Origin of the sequence: Streptomyces sp. NPDC058579, from assembly GCF_042718575.1 — a bacterium.
Lineage (GTDB): Bacteria > Actinomycetota > Actinomycetes > Streptomycetales > Streptomycetaceae > Streptomyces.
Genome location: NZ_JBHXPI010000009.1, coordinates 63,168 through 77,403 on the forward strand (window position 1 = coordinate 63,168; position 14,236 = coordinate 77,403).

The 14,236-nt window shown below is 70.7% G+C and carries 8 protein-coding genes; 5 read left to right on the forward strand and 3 right to left on the reverse strand.

The features are described from left to right. Positions 1-62 precede the first annotated feature (62 nt). Both ACFWRO_RS14410 and metH read right to left on the reverse strand, forming a co-directional pair. Complete coding sequence (locus ACFWRO_RS14410; RefSeq protein ID WP_384509342.1) at positions 63-761, reverse strand: HAD family hydrolase; 699 nt, start codon at positions 759-761, stop codon at positions 63-65. 134 nt (positions 762-895) lie between these two features. Then, positions 896-4,423 (reverse strand): methionine synthase, encoded by a 3,528-nt coding sequence (gene metH / locus ACFWRO_RS14415; protein ID WP_384509344.1) that lies wholly within the window; start codon positions 4,421-4,423, stop codon positions 896-898. 302 nt (positions 4,424-4,725) lie between these two features. On the opposite strand from metH, the gene ACFWRO_RS14420 reads away from it, so the two are divergent. The 5 genes from ACFWRO_RS14420 (at position 4,726) to ACFWRO_RS14440 (ending at position 11,048) form a co-directional block, all read left to right on the forward strand. Then, positions 4,726-5,490: an IclR family transcriptional regulator gene (locus ACFWRO_RS14420; protein WP_384509707.1), complete on the forward strand. Its 765-nt coding sequence runs from the start codon at positions 4,726-4,728 to the stop codon at positions 5,488-5,490. 276 nt (positions 5,491-5,766) lie between these two features. After that, positions 5,767-6,555, forward strand: a complete 789-nt coding sequence (locus ACFWRO_RS14425) for an MIP/aquaporin family protein (RefSeq protein ID WP_384509347.1) — start codon at positions 5,767-5,769, stop codon at positions 6,553-6,555. A 35-nt stretch (positions 6,556-6,590) separates the two neighbouring features. After that, positions 6,591-8,117, forward strand: a complete 1,527-nt coding sequence (glpK, locus tag ACFWRO_RS14430; protein WP_384509349.1) for a glycerol kinase GlpK — start codon at positions 6,591-6,593, stop codon at positions 8,115-8,117. A gap of 6 nt (positions 8,118-8,123) precedes the next feature. Next, positions 8,124-9,728 carry an FAD-dependent oxidoreductase gene (locus ACFWRO_RS14435; RefSeq protein WP_384509352.1) on the forward strand — a complete coding sequence of 535 codons (1,605 nt, stop codon included), beginning with the start codon at positions 8,124-8,126 and terminating at the stop codon, positions 9,726-9,728. A 222-nt stretch (positions 9,729-9,950) separates the two neighbouring features. After that, complete coding sequence (locus tag ACFWRO_RS14440; RefSeq protein ID WP_384509355.1) at positions 9,951-11,048, forward strand: PAC2 family protein; 1,098 nt, start codon at positions 9,951-9,953, stop codon at positions 11,046-11,048. A 63-nt stretch (positions 11,049-11,111) separates the two neighbouring features. Here the strand turns inward: ACFWRO_RS14440 and ACFWRO_RS14445 are convergent, their stop codons facing one another. Further along, complete coding sequence (locus tag ACFWRO_RS14445; protein ID WP_384509357.1) at positions 11,112-14,183, reverse strand: NPCBM/NEW2 domain-containing protein; 3,072 nt, start codon at positions 14,181-14,183, stop codon at positions 11,112-11,114. Positions 14,184-14,236: the final 53 nt, after the last annotated feature.

Here is a 14,236-nt window from a genome sequence, read left to right on the forward strand (position 1 = left end):
ACGCGCGTGGTCCGTACCAGAGGCGGCCGCCTCTCTGCTCAGGGGCCGGTGATCAGCTCTGCTCAGGGACCGGTGATCAGCGTGCGCAGGAAGGGCACGTCCACGTCCTCCAGGGAGCGGACCACGACCCGCCCAGGGGAGGGCGCGATCGGGGCCACGGAGGGCACGGCGACGACCCGGCAGCCGGCGGCCTCGGCGGACGCGACGCCCGTCGCGGTGTCCTCGATGACGGCGCACAGGGCCGGTTCGGCGCCGACGCCGGTCGCCGCCGTCAGATAGGGCTCGGGGTGTGGCTTGGTGCGCTCCACCTCGTCCCCGGCCACGGTGAGCGCGAAGCGGTCACGGCCAAGGGAGGCGAGGATCCGGTCGATGATGCGACGGTGCGAGGCGGAGACCAGCGCGGTCGGGATGTTGTGCCGGGCCAGCTCGGCGAGGAGCCGCTCGGCGCCGGGCATCAGGGGGACGCCCCGGCCGATGCGGTGCTCGAACTTCTCGTTGAGCAGGACGGTGAGCTCGGCGACGGTGATGTCGGCGCCGGTGGCCTCGATGAGGTAGCCCGCGCTGCGGGTCATGGGGCCGCCGACGACGATGTCGCGCCAGGACTCGTCCAGCCGGTGCCCGAGGTCGGCGAAGACCTCCACCTCCGCGTCCCACCAGAAGCCCTCGGTGTCGACCAGGGTGCCGTCCATGTCGAGGAAGACCGCTTGCAGCGCGGAGCTTCCGTTGGCGCGGACAAGGGACGCGGGGACCGTACTGGTCATCCGGCACACCTCCATGGAGGGACGAGAAGGCCGGTCACCCACCCCGGTACGGGGGTGGGCGACCGGCCTGCACTGGACCGACCAGTGTACGTCCGGATGACGTGAGGTGCGCTGATTTACTCCCGGGGCGGGGGTTACCGCGCGTTGAAGTACTTCGCGTCGGGGTGGTGGATCACGATGGCGTCCGTGGACTGCTCGGGGTGGAGCTGGAACTCCTCCGAGAGGTGGACGCCGATCCGCTCCGGCTGGAGCAGGTCCGCGATCTTCGCCCGGTCCTCCAGGTCAGGGCACGCTCCGTAGCCGAGGGAGAAGCGCGCGCCCCGGTACTTGAGCGCGAACATGTCCTCGACGTCGGAGGGGTCCTCGCCCGCGAAGCCGAGCTCGGCGCGGACGCGGGCGTGCCAGTACTCGGCCATGGCCTCGGCGAGCTGCACGGACAGGCCGTGGAGCTCCAGGTACTCGCGGTAGGAGTCGGAGGCGAACAGCTTGGCCGTGGCCTCGCCGATCTTCGAGCCGACGGTGACGACCTGGAGGCCGACGACATCGGTCTCGCCGGACTCCTCGGGGCGGAAGAAGTCCGCGAGGCAGAGGCGGCGGCCGCGGCGCTGGCGCGGGAAGGTGAAGCGGGTCCGCTCGTTGCCGGCCTCGTCGAGGATGATCAGGTCGTCGCCCTTGGACACGCACGGGAAGTAGCCGTAGACCACGGCGGCTTCCAGGAGGTTCTCGGTGTGCAGCCTGTCCAGGAGGCCGCGCAGCCGGGGCCGGCCCTCGGTCTCGACCAGTTCCTCGTACGTAGCCCCGCCCGCGCGGGCCTGCTTGAGCCCCCACTGGCCCTTGAACAGGGCGCCCTCGTCCAGCCAGGAGGCGTAGTCCTTCAGCGGGATGCCCTTGACGACGCGGGTGCCCCAGAACGGCGGGGTGGGGACCGGGTTGTCGACGGCGACGTCGGAGCGGCCGCCCGGCTCCGGCTCCTCCACCTGCAGGACGGGAGTGTCCCGCTTGGCGACCCGGCGCTGCTTGAGCTCGGGCAGGCTGGCGCCGGGGACGCCGCGCTTGACGGCGATGAGCGCGTCCATGAGGCGCAGGCCCTCGAAGGCGTCGCGGGCGTAGCGGACCTCGCCCTGGTAGATCTCGTGCAGGTCCTGCTCGACGTACGCCCTGGTCAGCGCCGCGCCGCCGAGGATCACGGGGTACTTGGCGGCCAGCTCGCGCTGGTTGAGCTCCTCCAGGTTCTCCTTCATGATCACCGTGGACTTGACCAGCAGGCCCGACATGCCGATGACGTCGGCGCGGTGCTCCTCGGCGGCCTCCAGGATCGCGGAGACCGGCTGCTTGATGCCGAGGTTGACGACGTTGTAGCCGTTGTTGGACAGGATGATGTCGACGAGGTTCTTGCCGATGTCGTGGACGTCGCCGCGCACGGTGGCGAGGACGATCGTGCCCTTGCCGTCGGCGTCCGTCTTCTCCATGTGCGGTTCGAGGTAGGCGACGGCCGTCTTCATGACCTCGGCGGACTGCAGGACGAACGGCAGCTGCATCTGGCCGGAGCCGAAGAGCTCGCCGACGACCTTCATGCCGTCGAGGAGGGTCTCGTTGACGATGTCGAGGGCGGGGCGCTCCTGGAGGGCCTCGGCGAGGTCGGCCTCCAGGCCGTTCTTCTCGCCGTCGATGATGCGCCGCTTGAGGCGCTCGTCGAGCGGCAGGGCGAGGAGTTCCTCGGCCTTGCCGGCCTTCAGGGACTTGGTGGTGGCGCCCTCGAAGAGCGCCATCAGCTTCTGCAGCGGGTCGTAGGCCGGTTCGTCCCCCTGCTGGGCGCGTCGCCGGTCGTAGATCAGATCGAGCGCGGTGGTGACCTGCTCCTCGTCGAACCGGGCGATCGGCAGGATCTTGGAGGCGTGCACGATCGCCGAGTCGAGGCCCGCCTTGACGCACTCGTCGAGGAAGACGGAGTTCAGCAGGATGCGGGCGGCCGGGTTGAGGCCGAAGGAGATGTTGGACAGGCCGAGCGTGGTCTGGACGTCCGGGTGGCGGCGCTTGAGCTCGCGGATGGCCTCGATGGTCGCGATGCCGTCCTTGCGGGACTCCTCCTGCCCGGTGCAGATGGTGAAGGTGAGCGTGTCGATGAGGATGTCCGACTCGTGGATGCCCCAGTTGCCGGTCAGGTCGTCGATGATCCGCTCGGCGATGGCGACCTTGTTCTCGACGGTGCGGGCCTGGCCCACCTCGTCGATGGTGAGCGCGATGAGCGCGGCGCCGTGCTCCTGGGCGAGGCTCGTGACCTTCGCGAACCGCGACTCGGGCCCGTCGCCGTCCTCGTAGTTGACGGAGTTGATGACGGCGCGTCCGCCGAGCTTCTCCAGGCCGGCCCGGATGACGGGGACCTCGGTGGAGTCGAGGACGATCGGCAGGGTGGAGGCCGTGGCGAAGCGGCCGGCCAGCTCGGCCATGTCGGCGACGCCGTCCCGGCCCACGTAGTCGACGCACAGGTCGAGCATGTGCGCGCCCTCGCGGATCTGGTCGCGGGCCATCTCGACGCAGTCGTCCCAGCGGCCCTCCAGCATCGCCTCGCGGAACTTCTTCGAGCCGTTGGCGTTGGTGCGCTCGCCGATCGCCATGTACGCGGTGTCCTGGCGGAACGGGACCGTCTGGTAGAGCGAGGCGGCGCCGGGCTCGGGGCGCGGGTCGCGGACGGCGGGCGTGAGGTCGCGCACCCGCTCGACGACCTGGCGCAGGTGCTCCGGGGTCGTACCGCAGCAGCCGCCGATGAGGGAGAGTCCGTACTCGCGGACGAAGGTCTCCTGGGCGTCGGCGAGCTCGGGGGCGGTCAGCGGGTAGTGCGCGCCGTTCTTGCCGAGGACGGGCAGGCCGGCGTTGGGCATGCAGGAGAGCGGGATACGGGAGTGGCGGGCGAGGTAGCGCAGGTGCTCGCTCATCTCGGCCGGCCCGGTGGCGCAGTTCAGGCCGATCATGTCGATGCCGAGCGGTTCGAGCGCGGTGAGCGCGGCGCCGATCTCGGAGCCGAGGAGCATGGTGCCGGTGGTCTCGACGGTGACGGAGACGATGAGCGGCACGTCGATGCCGAGGGCGTCCAGGGCGCGGCGGGCGCCGATGACGGACGCCTTGGTCTGGAGGAGGTCCTGGGTGGTCTCGACGAGCAGCGCGTCGGCGCCGCCGGCGATCATGCCCTCGGCATTCTGCTGGTAGGCGTCGCGCAGCAGGGTGAAAGGGGCGTGACCGAGGGTCGGCAGCTTGGTGCCGGGACCCATGGAGCCGAGGACCCAGCGCTGCTGTCCGGTGGAGGCGGTGAACTCGTCGGCGACCTCGCGGGCGATCCGTGCGCCGGATTCGGAGAGCTCGTACACCCGATCGGGGATGTCGTACTCCCCCAGGGCCGCGTGGTTCGCGCCGAAGGTGTTGGTCTCGACGCAGTCGACCCCGGCGGCGAAGTACTCCTCGTGGACCGAGCGGACGATGTCGGGCCGCGTGACGTTGAGGATCTCGTTGCAGCCTTCGAGGTCCTGGAAGTCCTCGAGGCTGGGGTCCTGTGCCTGGAGCATGGTGCCCATGGCTCCGTCGGCCACCACCACACGGGTCGCGAGCGCCTCGCGGAGGGCTGCGGCGCGGGTGCGGCTGTCAACGGAAGGGGTCGGCGACGAGGCCATGGATGAGCTCCCTGGGATGCGACGGCTGTCGGCTTTGCACGCTCGGTGGAGGGTGCACGGGGCCAGCGTAACCGCGTGGAAGCCGGGGTGGACATCGCGTTCCACTGGGCGGACGGCATCCTGTCTTCCGGGGACTCCCGGTCGGACCCGTTCATGACCGACACTGTGTAGGTAACGCGCGGTCGGCATCGACCGATAGTGTTCAGCATTGTCGAACACCATGATCCACGCGATCCTGTCCTTCAGGATCCACGGAGAGACCCCGGGGTCATGGACACATGGACAGGGAGAAAGGCCGGGCGATGGCGAAGAACATCCAGTCGCTTGAACGGGCGGCGGCGATGCTGCGACTGCTCGCGGGCGGCGAGCGCCGGCTCGGCCTCTCCGACATCGCCTCGTCCCTGGGCCTGGCCAAGGGCACGGCCCACGGCATCCTGCGCACCCTGCAGGCCGAGGGCTTCGTGGAACAGGAGGCGGCCTCGGGCCGCTACCAGCTCGGCGCGGAGCTGCTGCGCCTGGGCAACAGCTATCTGGACGTGCACGAGCTGCGCGCGCGGGCGCTGGTCTGGACGGACGACCTGGCGCGCTCCAGCGGCGAGAGCGTCCATCTGGGCGTGCTGCACCTGCAGGGCGTCCTGATCGTCCACCACGTCTTCCGGCCGGACGACAGCCGGCAGGTCCTGGAGGTGGGGGCGATGCAGCCGCTGCACTCCACGGCCCTTGGCAAGGTCCTCTCGGCGTACGACCCGGTGGCGCACAGCGAGGTTCTACAGGTGCCGCGCGAGGGCTTCACCCCCCGTACGGTCACCGACCTCAAGGAGTTCGAGACGCTGCTCGACACGACCCGGGCCAAGGGCTGGGCCGCGGACGTGGAGGAGACCTGGGACGGCGTGGCGTCGGTGGCCGCCCCGATCCACGACCGGCGCCGGATGCCGGTGGGCGCGGTGGCGATCACAGGCGCGGTGGAGCGGGTGTGCGCGGACGGCGAGTTGCGGTCCGAACTCGTCGCGGCCGTACGGGACTGCGCCCGCGCCGTCTCCCGCGATCTGGGCGCGGGGCGCTTCTGATCCACTGAGCCCGGGCGTCCGCCCAGGCAGGAGTGCCTGCTCAACCCGTCGGTAACGATCCCGTTATCGGCGGGTTTTTCATTACCCCAGCCCTTGACGCGCTGTTAACCAGAGGGCAAAACTTCCGTGCATCGGTCGGCATTGCCGAACACCTACCGGCAATACGCGCTAGAGTGTGGCAGTGCCAAGGGCCGGCAACGCCCTCATATGAGGGCGCGGACCACCGGAGGGACCCGGGGTTCGCCTTCCCCTGGACGAAGGACAAAGGAGTCGCGGGTGTCCAGCTCCGACATCTTCATCGGCGAGATCATTGGTACCGCCGTACTCATTCTGCTCGGCGGTGGCGTCGTCGCCGCCGTGGTGCTCAAGCGCTCGAAGGCTCAGAACGCAGGATGGCTCGCCATCACGTTCGGCTGGGGCTTCGCGGTCATGACCGCCGTGTACATGACGGGTACCCTCTCGGGCGCCCACCTGAACCCGGCCGTCACCGTCGGCATCGCCCTCAAGGACGGGGACTGGAGCAACGTTCCGGTCTACTTCGCGGGCCAGATGCTCGGCGCCATGCTCGGCGCGGTCCTGGTGTGGATCGCCTACTACGGACAGTTCCAGGCCCACCTCACGGACCAGGAGATCATCTCCGCGCCGCCGCACGAGGAGGGCATGGTCGACCAGAAGGCCGCGCCGAACGCCGGTCCGGTGCTCGGTGTCTTCTCCACCGGGCCCGAGGTCCGAGTGGTCTGGCAGAACCTGGCCACCGAGATCATCGGCACGGTCGTGCTGGTCCTCGCGGTGCTCACCCAGGGCCTCAACGACAGCGGCAAGGGCCTCGGCGTCATCGGCGCCCTGATCACCGCGTTCGTCGTGGTCGGCATCGGCCTCTCGCTCGGTGGCCCGACCGGTTACGCCATCAACCCGGCCCGTGACCTCGGCCCGCGCATCGTGCACGCCCTGCTGCCGCTGCCGAACAAGGGTGGCTCCGACTGGGGCTACGCATGGATCCCGGTCGTCGGCCCCCTGGTGGGTGGCGCGATCGCCGCGGGTATCTACAACATCGCGTTCGCCTGAGCCGTCCTTCCACCGAGACCTCCTTGGAGCACACCGTGACCGACGCACACACCGCCGGCCCGTTCATCGCCGCCATCGACCAGGGCACCACCTCCAGCCGCTGCATCGTCTTCGACACCGACGGCCGGATCGTCGCCGTCGACCAGAAGGAGCACGAGCAGATCTTCCCGAAGCCGGGCTGGGTCGAGCACGACGCCGCCGAGATCTGGACCAACGTCCAGGAAGTGGTCGCCGGCGCGATCAGCAAGGCCGGGATCACCTCCGCGGACGTCAAGGCCGTCGGCATCACCAACCAGCGCGAGACCACGCTGCTCTGGGACAAGAACACCGGTGAGCCCGTCCACAACGCCCTCGTCTGGCAGGACACCCGCACCGACGCGCTCTGCAAGGAGCTCGGCCGCAACGTCGGCCAGGACCGCTTCCGCCGCGAGACCGGCCTGCCCCTCGCCTCGTACTTCTCCGGCCCGAAGGTCCGCTGGCTGCTCGACAACGTCGAGGGCCTGCGCGAGCGCGCCGAGCGCGGCGACATCCTCTTCGGCACGATGGACTCCTGGGTCATCTGGAACCTCACCGGCGGTGTCGACGGCGGCCGGCACGTCACCGACGTCACCAACGCCTCGCGCACCATGCTGATGAACCTGCACGACATGGCCTGGGACGAGCGCATCGTGCAGTCCATGGAGATCCCGGCCAACGTGCTGCCGGAGATCCGCTCCTCCGCCGAGGTGTACGGCACCGTCAAGGGCGGCGTCCTCGACGGCATCCCGGTCGCCTCCGCGCTCGGCGACCAGCAGGCCGCCCTCTTCGGCCAGACGTGTTTCGCCGAGGGCGAGGCCAAGTCCACGTACGGCACCGGCACGTTCATGCTGATGAACACCGGCGACAAGATCATCAACTCCTACAGCGGGCTGCTGACCACCGTCGGCTACCAGATCGGCGACGCCAAGCCGGTCTACGCCCTGGAGGGCTCGATCGCCGTCACCGGTTCGCTGGTGCAGTGGATGCGCGACCAGATGGGCCTTATCAAGTCCGCCGCCGAGATCGAGACCCTCGCGTCCTCGGTCGAGGACAACGGCGGTGCCTACTTCGTGCCCGCCTTCTCCGGTCTGTTCGCCCCCTACTGGCGCTCCGACGCCCGCGGTGTGATCGCCGGCCTCACCCGGTACGTCACCAAGGCGCACATCGCGCGCGCCGTCCTGGAGGCCACCGCCTGGCAGACCCGCGAGATCACCGACGCCATGACGAAGGACTCCGGCGTCGAGCTGACCGCGCTCAAGGTCGACGGCGGCATGACCTCCAACAACCTGCTGATGCAGACCCTCTCGGACTTCCTCGACGCGCCGGTCGTGCGCCCGATGGTCGCCGAGACCACCTGCCTCGGTGCCGCCTACGCCGCCGGCCTGGCCGTCGGCTTCTGGCCCGACACCGACGCCCTGCGCGCCAACTGGCGCCGCGCGGCGGAATGGACCCCTCGCATGGACGCCGACAAGCGTGAGAGCGAGTACAAGAGCTGGCTCAAGGCCGTCGAGCGGACCATGGGCTGGATCGAGGACGAGGAGTAGATCGACATGACCACCCTGCAGAGCGTCCCCGCCCTGGGGACGCGACCGGCTGCCGGTTCCCTGCCGAGCCGCGCCGAGACTCGGGAGCAGCTTTCCAAGGCGACGTACGACCTCCTGGTGATCGGCGGCGGAATCCTGGGCATCTCCACCGCCTGGCACGCCGCGCAGTCGGGCCTGCGGGTGGCCCTGGTGGACGCCGGCGACTTCGCCGGCGCCACCTCCTCCGCCTCCTCCAAGCTGCTCCACGGCGGGCTGCGCTACCTGCAGACCGGCGCGGTCAAGCTGGTCGCGGAGAACCACTTCGAGCGTCGTGCGGTCTCCCGCCAGGTCGCGCCGCACCTCGCCAACCCGCTCACCTTCTACCTGCCCGTCTACAAGGGCGGCCCGCACGGCGCCGCCAAGCTGGGCGCCGGTGTCTTCGCGTACTCCGCGCTCTCCGCCTTCGGTGACGGCGTCGGGCACCTGCTCAGCCCCGCCAAGGCCGCGCAGGACGTACCGGAGCTGCGGACGGACAACCTGAAGGCCGTGGCCGTGTACGGCGACGACCAGATGAACGACGCCCGCATGGCGCTGATGACGGTCCGCGCCGCGGTCGAGGCCGGCGCCGTCGTCCTCAACCACGCCGAGGTCACCGGGCTGCGCTTCACCCGCGGCCGGGTCACGGGCGCGGAGCTGAAGGACCGTACGAGCGGTGAGGAGTTCGGCGTCACCGCCCGCCTGGTGCTCAACGCGACCGGCCCGTGGGTCGACCACCTGCGGAAGATGGAGGACCCGAACGCGGCGCCCTCCATCCGGCTCTCCAAGGGCGCGCACCTGGTCCTGAAGCGGACCTCGCCGTGGAAGGCCGCGCTCGCGACCCCGATCGACAAGTACCGGATCACCTTCGCCCTCCCCTGGGAGGACATGCTGCTGCTCGGCACGACCGACGAGGCGTACGAGGGCGACCCCGGCCAGGTCGAGGTGACCGAGAAGGACACCGCGCAGATCCTCGACGAGGCCGCGTTCTCCATCCGCGACCAGCAGCTGTCGCGCGATCTGATCACCTACGCCTTCGCGGGGCTGCGGGTGCTGCCGGGCGGCCCCGGCGCCACCTCCAAGGCCAAGCGCGAGACGGTCGTCACCGAGGGCCGCGGCGGCATGCTGTCGGTGGCCGGCGGCAAGTGGACGACCTTCCGCCACATCGGCCGTACGGTCATGAAGAAGCTGGAGGCCCTGCCGGGGCACCCGCTGGGCGAGGACTACGAGTCGGTGTCCACGCTGCCGAAGCGGCTCCCGCTGCCCGGCATCGCCAACCCGAACGCGGTCGCGCACCGGCTGCTCGTCGACGGCCCGGCCCCCGGCCCGCGGATGGCCGCCGACACCGCCAAGCACCTCGCGACGCACTACGGTTCGCTCGCCTTCGACATCGCGCGGATGGCGAACGAGAACCCGGCGCTCGGCGAGCGCGTCCACCCGGACGCGCCGGAGATCTGGGCGCAGGTCGCCTACGCCCGGGACCACGAGTGGGCCGAGACGGCGGACGACGTGCTGCGCCGCCGTACGACGCTGACGATACGGGGCCTCGCCACGGACGAGATCCGGGGCAAGGTCGACGAGATGCTGCGCAAGTGACGCGCTGATCTCGTGAGGTAAGAGGCGGGGTAAGGGGCGGTCTCCCTGGAGGCCGCCCCTTACTCGTCCGTGTGCCGAGGCGCGTTCCTGGGTAGTCGATCAAGGCCGCGAACGGCCTTCGGTGGTGCACGAGGGCTGCGGACGGGCCCCCGGAAAGCCTTAAGGTTGGTCCGTACGACTGGAAAGACAGGAACGGCAGCAACGTCGAAAAGGAGGCGCTGGGTGATCGAGCTCGAGGGGGTTCCCGAGCTGATCGACCCGGTCATGGTGGCCGCGTTCGAGGGCTGGAACGACGCCGGCGACGCCGCCTCCACCGCGGTCGCCCACCTGGACCGGGAATGGAAGGGCGAGGTGTTCGCGGCGCTCGACGCCGAGGACTACTACGACTTCCAGGTCAACCGGCCCACGGTATGGCTGGACAACGGCACCCGGAAGATCACCTGGCCGACGACCAGACTCTCCGTGGTCCGGGTCGGCGGCGAGAAGCCGCGTGACCTGGTGCTCGTGCGCGGGATCGAGCCGTCGATGCGCTGGCGCTCGTTCTGCAACGAGATCCTGGGCTTCGCCCATGAGCTGGGCGTGGAGATGGTGGTGATCCTGGGCGCGCTGCTCGGCGACACCCCGCACACCCGGCCCGTCCCGGTCAGCGGGGTCACCTCCGACCCGGACCTGGCGCGGACGATGGACCTGGAGGAGACCCGGTACGAAGGGCCCACGGGCATCGTCGGGATCCTCCAGGAGGCCTGCACGCACGCGGGCGTGCCCGCGGTCAGCCTCTGGGCGGCCGTGCCGCACTACGTCTCGCAGCCGCCCAACCCGAAGGCGACCCTGGCGCTCCTGAACCGCCTCGAGGACCTGATCGGCCTGCGCATCCCGCTGGGCGAACTGCCCGAGGACGCGCGGGCCTGGCAGCTCGGCGTGGACCAACTGGCCTCCGAGGACAGCGAGGTGGCGGAGTACGTCCAGACGCTGGAGGAGGCGCGGGACACGGCGGAGCTGCCGGAGGCCTCGGGCGAGGCCATCGCCCGCGAGTTCGAGCGCTACCTGCGGCGGCGGGACGGCGGCCCGGGGCCGGGTCCCGGGCCGGCAGGACCGGGCGTCGCCACGGAGGGCGGGGACACCTCGTACCTGCGGGAGACCGGCGGCGGCCGGACCCGTCCGCCGAAGCCGGAGCAGCCGGGGCCGGAGGCGGCACCGGAGGCGTCCGACGCGCCGGACGCGCAGGCGGACACTCCGTCGGACGCGATGCCGGACACCCCGCAGGACACCCCGCCGGACGCTCCCGAGGAGCGCGACGGCGAGGGCGACGACCAGGACTGAGCCGTACGGGAACGGGGGCCGCACCGATCACGGTGCGGCCCCCTTCGCGTACCCGCTCGGCCGTCAGGCGCAGTCGAAGCGGGCGGCCGCCCAGTCCCCGTGGTCACCGCTCTTGGAGCCGTTGGTGTCGGTGATCCGGAGCCGGACGTGCCGGGCTCCGGTCACGTCCACCTGGACGGGCAGCGTCGCCGAGGCGCCGGTCAGCTTCGGCGAGGTCCACAGGACCTTGCCGTCGGCCTCGACCGAGAACGCCACCTCGCCGTAGCCGTTGATCTCGTCGTCGATGCCGACGTCGGCGGTGAAGGCGGTGCAGCGGCCGCCGAGGTAGACCTCGATGTCGGAGTCGGCGTGGGCGCCGATGCCCTTCTCGTAGGTCGTGCCCGCGAGGGTCAGGGGCCGGCCGTCGCTCGCGCCCGACTCGCCGTTGGAGCGGTCGCGTTCGGGCGGTCCCCAGCCGTTGGTGGACTTCAGCCAGGTCAGGTCGCTCGCCCAGACGCCGGCCGACGGCGGCTCGGGCATCACCCCGACGGCGAAGCGCTGGACGGCCGTCCGGTCCTGGCTCGCCGCGCGGTGACGGACGGTCGCGGTGAGCGTGGCCTCGCCAGGCTCCGCGTCCTTGGCCGGGGTGACGGTGACCTCGACCCGCTTCGTGGTACCCGCCGGAATGCGGGCGACCGGAGCGGCCGGGGTGACCTGCCAGCCGGCGGGGGCCGTGAGCGACACCTCGACGCCGGTGGCGTCCCTGGTGCCCGCCGTCACGTCGACGGCGACGGTGCCGGGCACGCCCGCGCCCAGCTCCTGTCCGGCCGGGACGGCGGCGGTGGCCGTGGCGCCCGGGACGGCTCCGCCGACGGCGCTGGTGTCCTCCAGTTCGAGGGTGAAGGCGCGGTCGGTGCGCTGGGCGGCGGTCTTGACCTTCACCACTCCCCCGCGGTCGTCGCGGTCGTACCACCAGCCCTGTCCTGCGGCCTCGTAGGCGGCCTTGGAGGTGAGGCGCGGCAGTTCGCGCCCGCCGAGCGAGACCTCGCTCGGGGCGTCGCCGGTGTGGAGGGTGAACTGGTAGGGCCGGGCGGTGGACTTGCCCGTGAAGGTCCCCTTGCTCGCGCCGATCTTGACCGTCACGTCGCCCGCCCCGCGCTGCGGCGCGCGGACCTCGGCGGTCTGGGTGGCGTACTGGCCGGTGCGGTGGGCGCGGGTGACGCCGTCGTCCTCGTACAGCTCGAAGGACGAGCTGCCCTGCGGGTAGATGTCCCAGGCCAGCGCGGAGCCGGGGGTGCGCTCGGTGTACGAGCGGATGCCGCCCGGCCACATCGGGACGGTGGCGCCCGCCCGGACGAAGAGCGGCAGGGTGTCGAGCGGGGCGCTGTAGTCGTCGACGGTGACCGGGCCCTGGAAGGTGCGGCCGCTCCAGTAGTCGATCCAGGTGCCCTCGGGGAGGTAGATGCCGTCGCGCTCGACGGCGTCCTGGTAGACGGGGGCGACGAGGAAGTCCTCACCGCTGAGGAACTCGTACTTGGCCGTCTCCGAGGCCGCCTTCGGGTCGTTCGGGTACTCCAGGACCAGCGGCCGGGCGAGGCCGACGCCGGTCTTCGTGGCGCGGTGGGCGTGCGAGTAGATGTAGGGCAGCAGCGACTCGTGGAGCTTCAGGTAGTCGCGGTTGATCGAGGTGTACGGCTCGCCGTAGCGGAAGGGCTGCTTGTCGTTGGCGGCCCAGCCGTCCATGGTCATGGTGACCGGCAGGAACATCTTCCACTGCAGGTCGCGGGTGTACGTCTTGGCGCTGCCGCCGAAGATGCCGTCGACGTCACCGGTGGTGTAGGCGAGTCCGGACATGGAGGCGCCCGCGTAGGTGGGGATCTGCCAGCGGATGTACTCCCAGGTGCCGGACTGGTCGCCGGACCACTGGACGCCGCAGGCTTGCGCGCCGGACCAGCTCTCGGGGGCCCAGGTGAAGCCGCGGGCGTCGCTGTGCGCCTCGATGCCGGCGTAGGCGTCCTTGCAGCCGTCGAGGGCGAACTTGTAGCCGGGGCCGACCCAGGCGACGTCGAGCTTGGCGACCCGCTGGCCGGCCCTGACCTGCTCGCCGAGCTTGTCGAGCCCGTCCTCGGTCCACAGGCCGAGCTGCATGCCGCGGTCCTTGAGGCCGTTCGCGGTCTCGGCGAGGTCCTCGTAGCCGCAGCCGTAGCCGTCGTTGACGAGCATCCAGCCGTTGGGCATGTCGTTCTGGACGTAGCCGTCGGCGACCTTCAGGGCGTCGAGGGTGCGGCGCTCGCCCCGGTTGGCGTTGTGGAGGTAGCAGTCGGCGTCGCCGATCTCCAGGCCGTAGACGGGCGGCAGGAACGGTTTGCCGGTCAGGTTCGTGTACTGGCCGATGACGTCCTTGACCGCGTCGGAGCCTGAGCCGGTGAAGTAGTAGGCGTCGAAGCGCTGTTCCTTCGCGCTGGTGGTGACGGGCTCGCCGAAGACGTAGGTGTTGGGGGCGTAGGTGTTGCGGTAGACGCCGTAGCCGGCCGAGGAGAGGTAGAACGGCACGGAGTTGGGGTGGCCGCCGTCGTTCCAGTTGTAGTCGACGCCGACCTCGACGGTCTTGCCGCGGTGCGAGGTGTTGCCGCGTCCGTTCTGCATCCCGGCGCCGTAGAACTGCTCGTCGGCGCCTCGGGCCAGGGACTGGGTGGTGCGCTCCTGGGTCCAGCTGAGACCGCTGGTCTCGGACCAGAGCGGGGTGCCGTCGGCGCGGTACGCGGCGAAGCGGAGCGGCGACTTGTAGGCCCGCAGGGTCACCTTCGCGGAGGTGAGTTCGTAGCGGTCGCCGCGGTCGCGCCAGCGGGTCCGGGGCGGGGGGCCCTGGGGCTTGACGATGTCCTGTCCGGTGGGGTCGGTGAACGTGCCGTCGGGGGCCAGTTCGACGCGGAAGGTCTCGTCGGTGACGAAGCTGACGCGGGCCTGGGCGCTGCCGGCGGTCAGCCGGTAGACGGCGCCGTCGGCCTGGAAGCCGGTGACGTCGCCGACGGTGGTCGGCGTGGGCTCGTCGGCGGACGGCTCTGCGGACTGGGCGCTGCCGGGGCCCGCGAACACCGCGAGGAGCCCGAGCACGGCGCCGGCCAATGCAGCCTTCATGCGCAATGTTGATTGCATGGAGGGTATTTAGCGCAGAAACGAGCACCAGGGCCAGGACAAAACGGAACCGC